The following is a 15,710-nucleotide window of genomic DNA, read 5'->3' as shown; positions in this document are numbered from 1 at the left end:
GGCGCAATGGGGATATCAACAAAACTTTCTTTGGGCATCGCTGCCGTCATTCTCGGGACTTCGCTGGTTGCCTGTGACGACGGAAGGAGCGGCGCTGAAGAGGCTGCGGGGCAGTTGGCTGCCGCCGTCTCCGGACTCGATGTGGGCTCAGTGCCCTTTGACGGCAAGGATTCAGCAGCTGCCAATGACCAGCTGAAGAAAGTTTTTGCCGCGCTGGATCCCGTTAAGCCCGCCGTCGAAGCAGGCGAACTGGCCCTCGAGGGTGACAACGCCTCAGTGCCCCTGAACTACACCTGGAACTTCGGCGGCACCGAGTGGAAGTACACCGTTTCAGCCAAGTTCAAGAAGTCCGGGGATAAGTGGCTCACGGTCTGGGACCCGGCCACCCTGGCACCGGACCTTGCCGACAGCGAGGTCCTGAGCAAAGGCTCACAGTCGCCCCAGCGGGCAGACATCCTTGGCGCCGGGGACGTACCCCTGGTGACCTACCGGCCGGTGGTTAACGTCGGCATCGACAAGCCGCAGCTTGGTGCCGCAGATCCTGCTGATTCTGCTGCAAAGCTTGCTGCATTGGTAGGAGTGGACCCGGACGCCTACGTCCAGCAGGTCCAGGCTTCCGGCGCGGAGGCGTTCGTGTCTGCGATAACCCTGCGCGAAGAAGGCCGCACCATCACCGATGAGCAGATCGCGGCGATTCCCGGGGCGCGCGCCGTTCCCGCCTCGGTGCCCCTGGCCCCCAGCCGGACGTTTGCCCGCGCCGTGCTGGGTTCGGTGGGTGAGGCTACTGCCGAGCAGATTGAGGCATCCGAAGGTGAGCTGGCTCCGGGTGATGTGACAGGCGTCGGCGGCCTCCAGCAGCAGTACGACAAGCAGCTTCGGGGGACGGACGCCGTCGTTGTCCGTGCCCAGCGTGCCGACCTGACCAGGGAACAGATCCAGTCCGCCGCAACGGACCCCCGCCGGGTGCTCTTCGAAGTGAAGCCCACGCCGGGAACACCGGTGAAAACAACCCTGGATCCCAAGCTGCAGTCCCTTGCCGAGACCACCCTCGAAGGTGTGGGACCCGCCTCCGCAATTGTTGCGCTCCGCCCTTCCAGCGGCGCCGTCCTGGCGGCCGCATCAGGCTCGGGAAGCAACGGCTACAACACGGCCATGCTTGGCCAGTACGCCCCCGGATCCATCTTCAAGATGGTGGACTCGCTGGCGATGTTCCGCAACGGACTGAACCCTGAGTCGACAGTGGAATGCACCCCCACGTTGGCGGTGGACGGACGCACCTTCAAAAACGCGGAAGGGTACCCCGAGGGCTCCCTGGGATCGGTGACCCTTCGCGACGCTTTCGCACACTCCTGCAACACCGCCTTCATTGCCGCCCGTGACACCGTCTCCCAAGGGCAGCTGGAGGACGCTGCGATGGCCATGGGCCTTGCGGTGGAAGCACCCACCCTCGGCGCCGACGCCTTCCTGGGCTCAGTCCCCGGCGAAGCCGCCGGCACCGAGCACGCTGCGTCCATGATCGGCCAGGGAAAGGTGCTGCTCTCGCCCCTGGCAGCTGCCATGATGGCGGGCTCCGTGGCCAAGGGTGCACCGGTTGCGCCGCAGCTGGTCCTGAACCCCGACGCCGGTGCCGCCGCTGAGGGAACAACCAGCGGCTCAACTGCTCCCGCTGCCCAGCCGTCCGCCACAGCCTCCGCGGAGGCGCCGTCCCAGGCGTCGGACAAGCCCATCACTCCTGAAGAGGCAACACTGCTGGCAGACATGATGCGCGCCGTTGTAACGTCCGGGCACGCCGGTTTCCTCTCCAGCGTCCCCGGGGCTCCGGTGGGGGCCAAGACCGGCACTGCCGAGTTCGGCAATGCGAATCCGCCCAAGACCCACGCCTGGATTGTGGCTGTGCACGGTGATCTTGCCGTCGCCGTGTTTGTTGAGGACGGCGGGCTGGGGGCAACAACATCCGGGCCGTTGCTGCAGAAATTCCTCACGGCTGCCGGCTAGAGTCTGCGGTGGATGCCCGGCTTCCGGGCCATTCAGGCAGCGGTATGTGCCAAAAACTGCGCTGCCGGGGCATGGGAAGATGGAGTACGTGGCCCATATTGACGTATCCGGTATCGATTACTTCCTCTCCGATGGCACACAGCTGCTCAACGGGGTGACCTTCAAGGTTCCGGACGGCACCAAGACCGCCCTTATCGGCCCCAACGGCACTGGTAAAACAACGCTGTTCCGGATCATCGCCGGGGACCTGGTTCCGGATGAAGGCGTGATCGGACGCTCCGGGAACATGGGCATCATGCGGCAGTTCGTGGGCCAGGTGCGGGACGGGTCCACTGTCCGCGACCTGCTGGTGTCCGCGGCGCCGCCGGCCCTCGCCGCAGCTGCCCGTGAGGTGGATGAGGCCGAGCTGGCCATGGTGGAGGACGACGACGAACCAAGCCAGATGCGCTACGCCCAGGCCATCGTGGACTGGGGAGACGCCGGTGGTTACGACGTCGAGACCGTTTGGGACGAAGTGTGCATGGCTGCGCTGGGATTGCCCTTTGACCGCGCGCAGCACCGCCCGGCGTCGACACTTTCCGGCGGCGAGCAAAAGCGGCTGGTGCTGGAGGCACTCTTTGCCGGACCCGACGACCTGCTGCTGCTGGATGAACCGGACAACTACCTGGACGTACCCGGGAAGCGCTGGCTCGAGGACAAACTCAACGAATCGAAGAAAACGGTCTTCTTCATCAGCCACGACCGCGAACTGCTGAACAACGCGGCGGGGCGCATTGTCACGCTGGAACCGGGCATTAACGGGGCGGGGGCCTGGATCCACGGCGGCGGCTTCGGCTCCTACGTGGAGGCGCGGGCGGACCGGAACGCCCGCTTCGAGGAACTGCGCAAGCGGTGGGACGAGGAGCACGTCAAGCTCAAGGAACTCGTCAACATGTATAAAAACAAGGCTGCGTTCCGGTCCGATATGGCCAACCGCTACCACGCAGCCCAGACCCGCCTGGCGAAGTTCCTGGAAATGGGGCCGCCTGAGGCGCTGCCCATCGAGCAGAACGTGCAGATGCGGCTGAAGGGCGGGCGGACCGCCAAACGCGCGATCGTGGCCGAGAAGCTCGAGCTCACCGGGCTGATGAAGCCGTTTTCCACAGAGGTATGGTTTGGTGACCGGGTGGGTGTCCTGGGATCCAACGGCTCGGGCAAATCGCACTTCCTGCGGTTGCTTGCCACCGGCGGCACCGATCCGGAACGGGAGCACCTGCCGGTCTCCGATGTGGAGATCGCCGAAGTGCCGCACGAGGGCACCGTGAAACTCGGCGCCAGGATCCGTCCCGGGTTCTTCGCCCAGACCCACGTCCGGCCGGACCTCCTCGGCAAGACGCTGCTGGAGATCCTGCACCGCGGCGACGAACACCGGTCCGGCCTGGGCCGTGAGGCAGCAGCCGGGGCATTGGACGGCTACGGGCTGGCAGGCCAGTCGGAGCAAAAGTACGAGTCCCTTTCGGGCGGCCAGCAGGCCCGGTTCCAGATCCTGCTCCTGCAGCTCAGCGGGGCCACCCTGCTCCTGTTGGATGAGCCTACGGATAACCTGGACCTGCACTCGGCCGAGGCCCTGGAACGGGCCATTGACCACTTTGAAGGCACCGTCCTGGCCGTGACACACGACCGCTGGTTCGCCAGGACCTTTGACCGCTTTCTGGTGTTCGGTTCCGACGGCAAGGTGTACGAGTCCGCTGAACCCGTGTGGGATGAGAAGCGCGTGGCGCGCGCCCGCTGACCCCCGCTCTCATCAGCAGTTGAGCAGTCCATCGAAGACAACTCTGTGGAAGTAGTGAATGAATGAGCATAAATACCGGAACGGCACAGCATGCCGGTTTGAAGGCAGCAGCCGCCGCGACGTTCGTTGTCTTCGGCATCAACGGTCTGGTGTTCGCCAGCTGGGCTGCGCGGATTCCTGCAGTCACCGAGACCCTGGAGATCACCTCCGGCCAGATGGGCACCCTGCTGCTCTGCACCGCCGTCGGCTCATTACTCGCCCTGCCGACCGCCGGTTGGGTAGTGGGCAGGATCGGCACCGCCAACGCCGTACGCTTCGGCGGACTCCTGGCCTCAGCGGCCGGTGTGGGCATTGCGCTGTCCTTGGCCGCAGCCTCCATTCCGGGCACTGCCATCGCCCTGTTCTTCTTTGGCATCGCGATCGGCCTGTGGGACGTTTCGCAGAACATTGAAGGGGCTGACGTCGAACACAAACTTCGGCGCACCATCATGCCCCAGTTCCACGCTGCCTTCAGCGGCGGAGCTTTCGTGGGTGCCCTCATCGGGGCCGGGCTTTCGAACCTTGGCGTTGGACTGCCGGTGCACCTGCTGGTCATCGCGGGCATCGTGCTGCTGGTGACCCTGACCGTTCCGCGCTACTTCCTGCCGCACACGACAACACCTGCCCCGGTCGACGGTGAGCCGAAAGTTGTCAAGGGCCCTTCGGCCTGGCGGGACGGCAGGACCCTGCTCATCGGTGTCGTTGTCCTTGGTGCCACCCTGACCGAGGGCGCGGGCAATGACTGGATCGCCAAGGCATCCGTTGACGGCCTGGGCACCTCCGAATCAACCGGCGCCCTGATGTTCGCCCTCTTTGTCCTCGCAATGACCGCCATGCGGTTCCTTGGGGGAAACGTTATCGACAAGTACGGCCGCGTCGCCGTCCTCCGCGCCAGCATGGCAGCAGCCGCCGCCGGCCTTTGCCTGTTTGTGCTCGCCGGCAACGTGTGGCTTGCTGCTGTGGGCGCCGCGCTTTGGGGCGTAGGAGCAGCATTGGCCTTTCCCATGGGGATGTCGGCGGCTGCCGACGACCCCCGGCACGCAGCGGCGAGGGTCTCGGTGGTTTCGACCCTCGGATACATCTCATTCCTGGCCGGGCCGCCCCTCCTGGGATACCTGGGCGACCTCACGGGAATCCACCTCGCGCTGCTGGCGATCCTTGCGCCCATCCTCGTCGCCCTGCTGCTGGCCGGCGCCGCCAAGCCGTTGACCACCAAGTAACCGCATTACCCGAAGTACGGGCTGGCATGCGCGCCGAGATGGCCCCCACCGGAAGCAGCCACGGCGGTAGGGTGAGGGCATGCACGGGAAATGGCGCAGGGGCCATCAGTGGATCAGCCGGACAGACAGATACCTCGTACGGCATGTATCGAGGTTGCCCGGCGGAAACCACGACGTCTTCTTCCGCCAACTGTCCGCTTCTGCGAACCACGGAAAACTTTGGATGGGCGTCGCTGGCGTTCTTGCCACCTCCCCCGGCATGCCCCGACGCGCTGCACTTCATGGACTTCTGGCCCAGGCGGTGGCTTCTGCCGTTACCAACGGAATCTTCAAGACCCTCCTGCCCCGGGCCCGCCCGCTGCCCGAACATCTTCCGGTGTTCCGGTTCGTGCATCCCCAACCGCGCAGTTCGTCCATGCCCTCGGGCCACTCGGCTTCTGCCGTCGGATTCGCCGTGGGCGCGGGACTGGTGAAGCCCGCCCTGGGGGCTGCACTGGCCCCCGCGGCGCTGGGAGTAGCGTACTCCCGGGTTCATACCGGGGCGCACTGGCCCTCAGACGTGATCTTCGGATCGGCGCTGGGTGCCGGCGCGGCGCTGCTGACCCGGCGGTGGTGGCCCGTCCGCCCGCCCCTGCCTCCAACGGCCAGGACCTGGACCACAGCGCCCCAACTGCCTGAAGGTGATGGGCTGGCGGTCGTGGTCAACACGCTGGGCGGCTCTTTCAAGGAGGAGACAGCTGCCGCACTTCTACAGGTATTCCCCAAGGCGTATGTAGAGACCGTGCTGCCGGACGAAAACCTGGTGGCGGCCATCCACGAGATCGCGGGCCACCCCGGAACCCGTGCACTGGGCGTCTGGGGCGGGGACGGCACGGTGGGAGCCGCGGCGGCCGTGGCCGTCGAACGGGCCATCCCACTGCTCGTCCTGCCCGGCGGAACCCTGAACCACTTTGCCCGCGACGCCGGCACGGGGAGCCTCACGGAAGCCCTGTCGGCCTCATCGAAGGGTGCAGCGGCGCTGGCCGACGTCGGAACAGTCACGGTTGAACGGGGGCTCGAGGGAAAGCCTGAAACAGCGGAACTGATCATGCTTAACACCTCCAGCGTCGGCCTGTATCCCGATTTTGTCCGCCAGCGGCGTCAACTGCAGCCCGCCTTGGGGAAACCCCTTGCCGGAGTAGTGGCGATGTTCCGTACGTTCACGGTGGGCAGCCCCACCACTTTGACGGTGGACGGCAGGCTGCACAAAGTCTGGATCGCGTACGTGGGCCGGGGGCGGTACTATCCCCGGGACCATGCCCCGCTGCTGCGGCCGGTCATGGACGACGGCATCCTGGACGTCCGCCTGATCACCGCCGATGAGTCTTTCGCCCGGCTGCGCCTGCTGTGGTGCGTACTGACCGGCACGGTGGCCACCTCAAAAATCACCCACTTATCAGAGGCAGAGGAAGTGCACATCGAAGCAGGCGGGTCACCGATGGCGCTGGCGGTCGACGGCGAGGCTCTGGTTGGCGTGCGCAGCGTGACCTACCGGGTGCTGCCCCGGGCCCTCACCTACTACTCCCCCCGCCCCTGACAGTTTTCCTTCTTGAATGCTTCCTGACCGGAGTCACTTCCGGGGACCACCCCGGTTTACCCCTGAATCATCCCTGAGAGCGCGGAAAAGGGGGCCGCGCATCGGTACCGTGGTGGATATACAAGCGTCCCAACATCCGCAGCCGCGCGCTGCCGTCCAAAAGGAACAATCCATGATTGAGGCAAAAGGCCTGACCAAGGTTTACGGGGGAAAAACCGCCGTGGCAGGGGTCAGCTTCACCGTCCAGGCAGGGCAGGTCACTGGCTTCCTGGGCCCCAATGGCGCCGGAAAATCGACCACCATGCGCATGATCATGGGGCTGGACCGGCCGACGTCAGGCTCCGTCACCGTAAACGGGCGGCCGTACGCAGAGCACAAGGCGCCGCTGCATGAGGTGGGCGCACTGCTGGACGCCAAGGCCGTGCACACCAGCCGCAGCGGCTACAACCATCTGCTGGCCATGGCCGCCACGCACGGCATTTCCAAGACACGGGTCAGGGAAGTCATCGAAATGACCGGCCTGGAAGCGGTGGCCCGCAAGAAGGCCGGCGGCTTCTCGCTCGGCATGGGCCAGCGGCTGGGCATCGCTGCGGCACTTTTGGGTGATCCCCAAACACTTATCCTGGACGAGCCGGTCAACGGCCTGGACCCGGAGGGCGTCCTGTGGGTCCGCAACCTCGTCCGGTACCTCGCCAACCAAGGCAAGACGATCTTCCTTTCCTCCCACCTCATGAGCGAGATGGCACAGACCGCGGACCACCTGATAGTCATCGGGCGCGGGCGGATTATTGCCGATGCCCCGGTCAAGGACATCATCGCCGGAACCCGGCAGACCAGGACGCTGGTGCGCACCAGTGCAGCCCTGCAACTGTCCGCCCTGCTGGCCGGCGACGGCGTCACGGTGGACCAGAGCGAGCCGGAAACCCTCGAAGTCACGGGAATGGACTCACGGGGCATCGCCCGGATCGCCCTGGACAACGGCGTCCTCCTCTACGAACTCACTCCGCAGGTGTCCTCCCTTGAAGACGCATACTTCGACCTCACCAAGGACGAAGTGGAATACCACTCACACCTGGCCGGCGGCCCCGCAGTGTCTGCCCCGGCTGTGGCAGGAAAGTAAGGATGAGCACCATGACTGAGACCCGAACCGGGCCCACCCGTTCCTCCGCCGGCACCAAAGGCGTGACCTTCGGCGGCGTCCTGCGGTCCGAATGGATCAAGCTTTGGTCGCTGATGTCCACCCGCATCCTGTTGCTGCTGACGCTGGCAGCCATCATCGGCATCGGCGCGCTGGCCGTCCTGATCCGCTACACCTACCTGGAGGAGACAGCGCGCAGCGCCAGGGAGCAGGGCCAGACGATGACCCCCGAAATGCTCGAGGCATCCTTCCCCCCGGGTTCGGGCTTCGACCTTTACAACCTGCCCAACGCCGGGCTCCAGATCGGCATCCTGATCCTCGGGTCACTGGCAGTGCTCTTCATGTCCTCCGAATACGCCACCGGCATGATCCGTTCCACGATGAGCGCCGTCCCCCGGCGCACGCCGGCCTTTGTGGCTAAGGCGATCATCCTTGCTGCTATCTCCTACGTGATCACCACCATTGCCGGAGCGGCCACCTTCCTGATCGCCATGCCGGTGTTCCAGGGCATGGGCTTTGACCTCGACTGGACCACGGAGGGCGTGCTCTACAGCATCTTCACCGGTGGCCTGTACGTAGCCGGGGTTGCCTTGATCGGCCTTTCCCTGGGAACCTTGCTGCGCAACTCCGCCGGTGGCATCACCGTCCTGGTGGCAATGTTCTTCGTCCTGTCCATCGCAGCCGGCTTCATGACCCTTATCCCCGGTGACTTCTGGAAGTACGTTCCCCAGTACATTCCCAGCGAGGCCGGCGGGCGCTTCCTTTCGATTGGCCACACCGACGGCGTGATTGACCCCTGGCACGGCGGGCTGATCTTCCTCGGCTACGTGCTGCTGTTCCTGGTCCCGGCAATGATCGTGCTGAAGAAACGCGACGTCTGAGGGGCCAGGATCCTCCTGAGGCTTCCCGTACAGGAAACGCTCTATGCAGGTGGGGTGCGGGCGGGTTGGATAGTTCCATGAGCAAGCATGTTCCCCACCCGGACCACGACCGCGGCCTCGAGTTCGATCTGTCCACCATCATGAGCCGACGGTCGCTGGGCATGTTCTTCGGTGCGGGCGGGGCTGCCGCTGCTTTGGCCGCCTGCACTCCCGGCGGCTCCCCCGGCACTGCGACGTCCTCCGCCGCCCCGGCGGCCGGCGGAACTGCGGCCGGGGCCTCGCCGTCGCCCACCCTGACCCGCGCCATCGCCGAGTGCGGCATGGAGATACCGAAGGAAACAGCCGGACCCTTTCCGGCCGACGGCTCAAACGGACCAAACCTGCTCGAAGCCTCGGGAGTCGTCCGGCGGGACATCGCGTCCAGCTTCGGGACGGGAACCGCCAGGGCTGAAGGCGTACCGCTGGCCTTCACCCTGACGCTGCTGGACAACGCCAACGGCTGCGTTCCACTGGCCGGCGCCGCCGTGTACGCCTGGCACTGCGACCGGGACGGCAGGTACTCGATGTACGATCCCGAACTGTCCAGCGAAAACTATCTCCGGGGCGTCCAGGAAGCAGACGCAAACGGACAGGCCACCTTCACCTCCATCTTCCCGGGCGCCTACCCCGGGCGCTGGCCGCATATTCATTTTGAGGTGTTCGAGTCCATGCGCAATGCGACGGCTGCAGGGCAGGTGCTGGCCGTTTCGCAGATCGCGCTGACCAAAGCGGCGTGCGACGACGTTTACTCCACCCCCGGCTACGGGGCCAGCCGGCGCGCCATGGGCCGCACCAGCCTCCAGCAGGACAGCGTGTTTCGAAACGACGGCGGCATCTACCAGCTCGCCACCATGGCAGGATCAGCCGCAGCAGGCTACACGGCAGGGCTGAACGTCACCATCTAGACTCGGGATCATGCCTTCCTCCGCTGCAGACCACATCCAGGACCTTGGCGCTTACGTCAGGGCATCGCCGTCGAGCTTCCACGCCGCGCATGAGGCGGGCCGCCGGCTGGTGGAGGCGGGGTTTGCCCGCCTGGATGAGCTGCACACCTGGGACGGCGGCGCAGGCTCGTTCTTCATCATCCGCGACGGTGCACTGATCGCCTGGGTTGTACCCGAAGGTGCCGGACCCGCCACTGCGTTCAATATCCTGGGGGCGCACACCGATTCGCCGTCCTTTAAGCTCAAGCCCAAGCCCACTACCGGTGCGCATGGCTGGCTGCAGGCAGGAGTGGAGGTGTACGGCGGGCCGCTGTTGAACTCCTGGCTGGACCGGGAACTGCAGCTCGCCGGGAGGCTGGTGATGCTGGACGGTTCCGAGCACCTGACGGCCACCGGGCCTATGCTTCGCTTCCCGCAGCTGGCCATCCACCTCGACCGGACCGTCAATGAAGGCCTGACACTGGATAAGCAGCGCCACATGAATCCGGTGTGGGGACTCGGAAACCCTGGTGACTTTGACCTGCTCGCTGTGCTGGCGTCCCACGTTCCCGGCGTCTCACTGGATCCTGCCCGGATCGGCGGGTATGACGTCGTCATCGCAGACACGCAGGCCCCTGCGGTTTTCGGCGGGAATGGGGAGTTCTTCGCGTCAGGGCGGTTGGATAACCTTTCCGCCACGCATGCCGGGCTGGCGGCTCTCATCGAGCATGCATCCTCTGATGCTGCCCGTGCAGCCGCCGGTGCCCCGATCGCTGTGCTTGCCGCCTTCGACCACGAGGAGATTGGCTCCAATTCACGCTCCGGGGCATGCGGGCCCATCCTGGAGGATGTGCTGGTGCGCATATCTGATGGGCTCGGCGCCACGGCGAGCCAGCGCCGGCAGGCGTTGGCGGCGTCGTTCTGTGTATCAGCGGACGCGGGGCATGCTGTCCATCCGAACTACGCCGAACGGCACGATCCCGCCAACCATCCGGTGCTCAATGGCGGCCCCCTGCTGAAGATCAACGCCAACCAGCGGTACGCCACGGATGCCAACGGGGCCGCTTTTTGGGCCCGGCTTTGCGGGGAAGCGGGTGTGCCGTACCAGGAGTTTGTGTCCAACAACTCCGTTCCTTGCGGCTCCACCATCGGCCCGCTGACGGCAACGCGCCTGGGAATCCGGACGGTGGACGTGGGTGTTCCGCTGCTTTCCATGCACTCGGCACGCGAACTGTGCGGGGTGGAGGACCCGTGGCTGCTGGCAGCCGTAACCGGGCTGTTTTACAGGACGGCTTTTTAGCCGGCACTCCGGGGCGCCATGGCCCTTGCGTGGGGTTTTCCACATAGCGACCTTCGTTCTGCTGCGTGAGGAACCATGGCCGATAGCCTTGAGTCAAGCGCGAATCGCCTATCCAGTCCAAATGCACTAAGATATTGAAGTCTGTGCTGCGTCCTGCCTCCGTTCCGGCGGCGGGGCATCGCATGGCATCGCAAATGAACCTCCTGTTACGGAAATGCCGTAACCGCTTAGCCCAAAGGAGGTGGGTTCACATATGCGTCCTTACGAATTGATGGTAATCATCGACCCCGAGGTCGAAGAGCGTACCGTTGAGCCGTCGCTTCAGAAGTTCCTGAATGTCATCACCACCGATGGTGGAACCATCGAAAAGGTTGACATCTGGGGCCGTCGCCGACTGGCTTACGAAATCAAGAAGAAGTCCGAAGGTATCTACGCCGTGGTGAACTTCACCGCCAAGCCGGAAACCGCCAAGGAACTTGACCGCCAGCTGTCTCTTAACGAGACCATCATGCGCACCAAGATCACCCGCCCCGAAGAGCAGAAAGTTGTTGCTGAGTAACTTCGGCCCAACTTTCATTCTTTACCCCGCAGGAAACGCACTCTTCACCCAGGATCGAACAAGGAGGCAGTAGATGGCAGGCGAGACCACCATTACGGTCATCGGTAACCTCACCAATGACCCGGAATTGCGGTTCACACCGTCCGGTTCGGCAGTAGCGAACTTCACCATCGCTTCCACCCCCCGCACCTTTGATCGCCAGTCCAACGAGTGGAAGGACGGGGAAACCCTGTTCCTCCGCGCCGCGGTGTGGCGTGAAGCGGCCGAGAACGTCGCCGAGTCCCTTACCAAGGGCATGCGCGTGATTGTGACCGGACGCCTGAAGAGCCGTTCCTACGAAACCAAAGAAGGCGAAAAGCGCACCGTCATCGAGCTTGAAGTCGACGAAATCGGCCCAAGCCTGCGCTACGCCAATGCCAAAGTCACCCGCACCCAACGCTCCGGCGGGGGTGGCCAGGGCGGCTTCGGCGGCGGCAACAGCGGCGGTGGCTTCGGAGGAGGCAACTCTGGTGGAAACCAGGGCGGCAACTCCGGCGGAGGCTGGGGCGGCGGCAACCAGCAGGCTGCACAGGATGACCCTTGGGCAACGCCCGGGGTTTCCAGCGCAGGCGGCTGGGGCAACGGCCCCGATTCCGAACCTCCCTTCTAACAACCAATAAAGGCCCGGCGCCGGGACCACCGAACGTGCTGCAAGGCACCAGGGTGGCAGCCGCCGCCGGACCACCACCATCCCGTGGATCAATATCCACGGGCTCCCTAGAATAGGAGCTCCACGATGGCTAAGGCTGAACTCCGTAAGCCCAAACCAAAGTCCAACCCCTTGAAGGCCGCTGACATCACTGTCATCGACTACAAGGACGTAGCATTGCTGCGCAAGTTCATCTCCGACCGCGGAAAGATCCGCGCCCGTCGCGTCACTGGCGTCACGGTGCAGGAACAGCGCAAGATCGCACAGGCAATCAAGAACGCCCGCGAAGTTGCCCTGCTGCCTTACTCCGGCGCTGGCCGCGGCTAAGGAAGGGATTAACTAACATGGCAAAGCTCATTCTGACCCACGAAGTAACCGGTCTCGGTGCTGCCGGCGATGTTGTAGAGGTCAAGGACGGTTACGCACGTAACTACCTGCTCCCCCGCAACTTCGCCCTGACCTGGTCCAAGGGTGGCGAGAAGCAGGTTGAGTCCATCAAGGCTGCCCGCGCCGCCCGCGAGCACGCTTCCCTGGAAGACGCTCAGAAGCAGGCTGCTGCACTTTCCTCCAAGCCGGTCAAGCTCGTTGTCAAGGCTGGCGAGACCGGACGCCTGTTCGGCACCGTCAAGCAGGGCGACGTCGCTGACGCTGTTGAGGCCGCTGGCCTTGGCCGCATCGACAAGCGCAAGGTTGAACTGCCGGCACACATCAAGTCCGTCGGTTCCTACCAGGCTAACGTCCGTCTGCACGACGACGTTGCTGCTGTGATCGAACTCGACGTCGTCGCAGGCAAGTAGTTTCAAGCTGCACCAAGACCCCCGTTGCCGGTTTCCGGCAGCGGGGGTCTTTTGTCTGCTCCCTTCGCCGGTGCATCTGCCTGACCTTGCGGCCCCACGGGCCTCGACGATGCCGTGCGGCGGGCCCGGTGCCGTTTCCTGCCTGGAAGAGGTGCCACAAGAGCGGCGGTGTGCCGGCCACCGCCGGTGATACCCTGCAGCGGTGAGTTCACCTTTACCGCGCAGCCGCCCCTTCCATCAGGTCGACGTCTTCTCCACTCAGCCGTACCGCGGCAACCCGCTCGCGGTGGTGGCAGACGCCGAGGGACTGACAGCGGATCAGATGCAGCAGTTCGCCAATTGGACCAACCTGTCCGAAACAACATTCCTGCTTCCCCCCACTGACCCCCGTGCGGACTACCGCGTACGGATTTTCACTGGGAGTGAGGAGTTTCCGTTTGCCGGACATCCAACGCTTGGTTCCGCTCACACCTGGCTCGAGACCGGCGGCGTGCCCCAATCCGAGGGCTTCGTGGTGCAGGAGTGCGGTGCCGGTTTGGTGCGGGTGAAGCACGACGGCGGCCGGCTGGCCTTCGCGGCCCCGCCCCTCACCCGCTTCGGCCCCGTGGCGGGGGAGCTTCGCAGCCAGTTGGCCGCGGGCCTGGGCATTGCCGAATCTGACATCCTTGATGCCTCCTGGCTGGTGAACGGCCCCGAGTGGATCGGCGTGCTGCTTAAATCCGCGGAGCAGGTACTGTCGGTCAGACCCGACTATGCCGCAATGGGCGAGCTGAAAGTGGGAGTCGTGGGAGCGCACCCACCTGGAACTGAAGCCGACTTTGAAATCCGCACGTTCCTCCCCGGCGACTCCATGATGGAGGACCCCGTTACCGGCAGCTTCAATGCCGGCGCAGCGCAGTGGCTGATCAACAGCAACAGGGCGCCGAAAGAGTATGTAGCGGCACAGGGAACCGTACTGGGCAGGGCAGGACGTGTTCACGTCAGGGCCTACGACGGCGGTATCTGGATAGGTGGACATTCCACAGCCTGCATCCGGGGATCGGTGCTGCTCTAGCGGACGCCCGGGAATAGTCCGGGAACCTGACCGGTTCAGTAGGTAGATGCATATGCATGTACGATGAAATGAACCAGCAACAGGAGAATGCCATGGAAACCCGCCGCATCACAGTCCTTTCCGCCGGACTCGGCGTACCGTCATCGAGCCGCCTGCTGGCAGACCAGCTGGCTGCGTCGGCAGAACGGGAGCTGGGCGGCGCCGGCTTCAGCGTGCAGGTGGACGTTGTGGAACTCCGCGACCTGGCCGTGGACATCGCCAACAACTTTGTTACCGGGTACGCGGCTCCCCGCCTGGCGGAGGTCATTGCCGGCGTAGAGGCCTCGGACGGAATCATCGCAGTGACGCCCGTCTTCAGTGCGTCCTACAGCGGCCTCTTCAAATCGTTCATCGACGTGCTGGATCCCAAGTCCCTGGACGGCAAAGCGGTACTGCTGGGTGCTACCGGCGGCACCGACCGTCACCAGATGGTCCTCGATTACGCTCTGCGGCCGCTGTTCAGCTATCTGCGCACCCGGGCGGCCGCCACAGGCGTCTTCGCAGGGCCGCAGGACTGGGGCACTGCGGCCGACGGCGGCTCCGGCCTTGCCGAACGCATCAACCGGGCGGCGGGTGAGTTTGCGCGCCTGCTGGAAGGACCTCAGCCCGGACGGAAGCCGGCCCCGATGGAGTCGCTGCCGTTCGAACAGCTTCTGGCGGGTATTTCCGGAACCCGCTGACCTGCCGCCGAACTTTCGGGCACTGCCGGACGTTATGCGGGCATGAAGTGTCCTGTGGATTCCGTGGAACTGCTCATGACCGAACGCAGCGGGGTGGAAATTGACTACTGCCCCCAATGCAGGGGCGTATGGCTGGACCGGGGGGAGTTGGACAAGATCCTGGACCGCGCTGCGGACACCTTGCCGGGTCCCGCCCCGGTCCCGCCGGCAACCCCGGTACCCGGACTGGCACCTCCGCCCCTGTATCCCGGCTACGAACCGCGCGGGGAGCAGCGGGGCTACGATGACCGCCGGTACGGCAAGGACCACGACAGGGACCATGACCGGCGGCGCCACAAGAAGAAGGACGGCTGGCTGGGGGAAATGTTCGACTTCTAGGTCGGGCCGGCAGGGACGCGGCCCATAATAGGAAGGCGCGGGGTAGGTGCCGGCATCCCTCAGTCGTCCAGTAGTTCGATGAACTCCCGGGCCTGCTTCGGGGTGATGTCCGAGTGCCGCGTCAGGGCGGTTACCGCAGCTTCGGTGTCCCCGCTCCGGGCAAGCGTGCGGATTCTGCCGTAGATCTCGTCATTAAGCATGTTGCTGCTGACTTCACGGGTCACATCACCCTTACTGGCAATGGCGCGGTAGCGGTAGGGGAAACGCTGCGGTTCTTCGTCCTCGTCATCCTCGACAGCGGCAGGAGGAGCTTCGGCGCCCCGGTAGGGCTGGGGATGGGCTGCCAGGGCTCCAACGGCGTCCCGGGCCGCCCGCAGGCCCTCTCCGGTGCTCTCGTAGTACAACTTGATGGCCGCCATCGCCTGGCCCTGGGCGATCAGGGCATACAGCCTCCGGTGCTCCTCCTCGGAAAGTCTGGCAGCGGAAGTCCGCGCGAGCTCAGCGGGCGTAACCGCGGGCGCTGCCGGTTCCGCGCTGCGGGCAGCCTTCCGCCTGTTCACGGCGCGGGCCGCAAGTGTTACCCCTGCAATGACTGCAAGGAGGATAAGGACGGGGGCCACTAGCGATTCCATT

16 protein-coding genes are annotated in these 15,710 nt (G+C 64.9%); 15 read left to right on the top strand and 1 reads right to left on the bottom strand.

Annotated elements, in window-relative coordinates; translation table 11 throughout:
- The first annotated feature begins 6 nt into the window (after positions 1–6).
- The 15 genes from AC5RVN_RS12585 to AC5RVN_RS12515 all read left to right on the top strand — a co-directional run bounded on the left by AC5RVN_RS12585 (position 7) and on the right by AC5RVN_RS12515 (position 15,077).
- Positions 7–1,995: a penicillin-binding transpeptidase domain-containing protein gene (locus AC5RVN_RS12585; RefSeq protein WP_494138142.1), complete on the top strand. Its 1,989-nt coding sequence runs from the start codon at positions 7–9 to the stop codon at positions 1,993–1,995.
- An 88-nt stretch (positions 1,996–2,083) separates the two neighbouring features.
- Positions 2,084–3,766, top strand: a complete 1,683-nt coding sequence (locus tag AC5RVN_RS12580) for an ABC-F family ATP-binding cassette domain-containing protein (RefSeq protein ID WP_494105882.1) — start codon at positions 2,084–2,086, stop codon at positions 3,764–3,766.
- 62 nt (positions 3,767–3,828) lie between these two features.
- Positions 3,829–5,025, top strand: coding sequence for an MFS transporter (locus AC5RVN_RS12575; RefSeq protein ID WP_494138141.1), 1,197 nt, complete (start codon positions 3,829–3,831; stop codon positions 5,023–5,025).
- Positions 5,026–5,104: 79 nt separating this feature from the next.
- Positions 5,105–6,601, top strand: coding sequence for a bifunctional phosphatase PAP2/diacylglycerol kinase family protein (locus AC5RVN_RS12570; protein ID WP_494138140.1), 1,497 nt, complete (start codon positions 5,105–5,107; stop codon positions 6,599–6,601).
- 172 nt (positions 6,602–6,773) lie between these two features.
- Complete coding sequence (locus AC5RVN_RS12565; RefSeq protein WP_494138139.1) at positions 6,774–7,721, top strand: ABC transporter ATP-binding protein; 948 nt, start codon at positions 6,774–6,776, stop codon at positions 7,719–7,721.
- An 11-nt stretch (positions 7,722–7,732) separates the two neighbouring features.
- A complete protein-coding gene (locus AC5RVN_RS12560; protein ID WP_494138138.1) occupies positions 7,733–8,620 on the top strand; it encodes an ABC transporter permease in 888 nt (295 codons plus the stop codon).
- A gap of 77 nt (positions 8,621–8,697) precedes the next feature.
- Positions 8,698–9,564 carry an intradiol ring-cleavage dioxygenase gene (locus AC5RVN_RS12555; RefSeq protein ID WP_494138137.1) on the top strand — a complete coding sequence of 289 codons (867 nt, stop codon included), beginning with the start codon at positions 8,698–8,700 and terminating at the stop codon, positions 9,562–9,564.
- A 10-nt stretch (positions 9,565–9,574) separates the two neighbouring features.
- Positions 9,575–10,882: a M18 family aminopeptidase gene (locus AC5RVN_RS12550; RefSeq protein WP_494138136.1), complete on the top strand. Its 1,308-nt coding sequence runs from the start codon at positions 9,575–9,577 to the stop codon at positions 10,880–10,882.
- A gap of 253 nt (positions 10,883–11,135) precedes the next feature.
- Positions 11,136–11,441 (top strand): 30S ribosomal protein S6, encoded by a 306-nt coding sequence (rpsF, locus tag AC5RVN_RS12545; protein WP_078107099.1) that lies wholly within the window; start codon positions 11,136–11,138, stop codon positions 11,439–11,441.
- A 73-nt stretch (positions 11,442–11,514) separates the two neighbouring features.
- Positions 11,515–12,090: a single-stranded DNA-binding protein gene (locus tag AC5RVN_RS12540; RefSeq protein ID WP_494042269.1), complete on the top strand. Its 576-nt coding sequence runs from the start codon at positions 11,515–11,517 to the stop codon at positions 12,088–12,090.
- A 126-nt stretch (positions 12,091–12,216) separates the two neighbouring features.
- Positions 12,217–12,456, top strand: coding sequence for a 30S ribosomal protein S18 (gene rpsR / locus AC5RVN_RS12535; RefSeq protein WP_003800144.1), 240 nt, complete (start codon positions 12,217–12,219; stop codon positions 12,454–12,456).
- 17 nt (positions 12,457–12,473) lie between these two features.
- Positions 12,474–12,926 carry a 50S ribosomal protein L9 gene (gene rplI / locus AC5RVN_RS12530; protein ID WP_494042270.1) on the top strand — a complete coding sequence of 151 codons (453 nt, stop codon included), beginning with the start codon at positions 12,474–12,476 and terminating at the stop codon, positions 12,924–12,926.
- A 202-nt stretch (positions 12,927–13,128) separates the two neighbouring features.
- Positions 13,129–13,980: a PhzF family phenazine biosynthesis protein gene (locus tag AC5RVN_RS12525; protein ID WP_494138135.1), complete on the top strand. Its 852-nt coding sequence runs from the start codon at positions 13,129–13,131 to the stop codon at positions 13,978–13,980.
- Positions 13,981–14,072: 92 nt separating this feature from the next.
- Positions 14,073–14,699 (top strand): FMN reductase, encoded by a 627-nt coding sequence (locus AC5RVN_RS12520; protein WP_494138322.1) that lies wholly within the window; start codon positions 14,073–14,075, stop codon positions 14,697–14,699.
- Positions 14,700–14,741: 42 nt separating this feature from the next.
- A complete protein-coding gene (locus tag AC5RVN_RS12515) occupies positions 14,742–15,077 on the top strand; it encodes a TFIIB-type zinc ribbon-containing protein (RefSeq protein ID WP_494105798.1) in 336 nt (111 codons plus the stop codon).
- Positions 15,078–15,136: 59 nt separating this feature from the next.
- Here AC5RVN_RS12515 and AC5RVN_RS12510 read toward each other — a convergent pair whose 3' ends face one another.
- Positions 15,137–15,709 (bottom strand): hypothetical protein, encoded by a 573-nt coding sequence (locus AC5RVN_RS12510; RefSeq protein WP_494042273.1) that lies wholly within the window; start codon positions 15,707–15,709, stop codon positions 15,137–15,139.
- Between the last annotated feature and the right edge of the window lies 1 nt (position 15,710).

The sequence above is a fragment of the Arthrobacter sp. sptzw32 genome, assembly GCF_059089735.1.
Note: the sequence above shows the minus strand (reverse complement) of the source record. Positions and strands in the feature narration are given on the sequence as shown.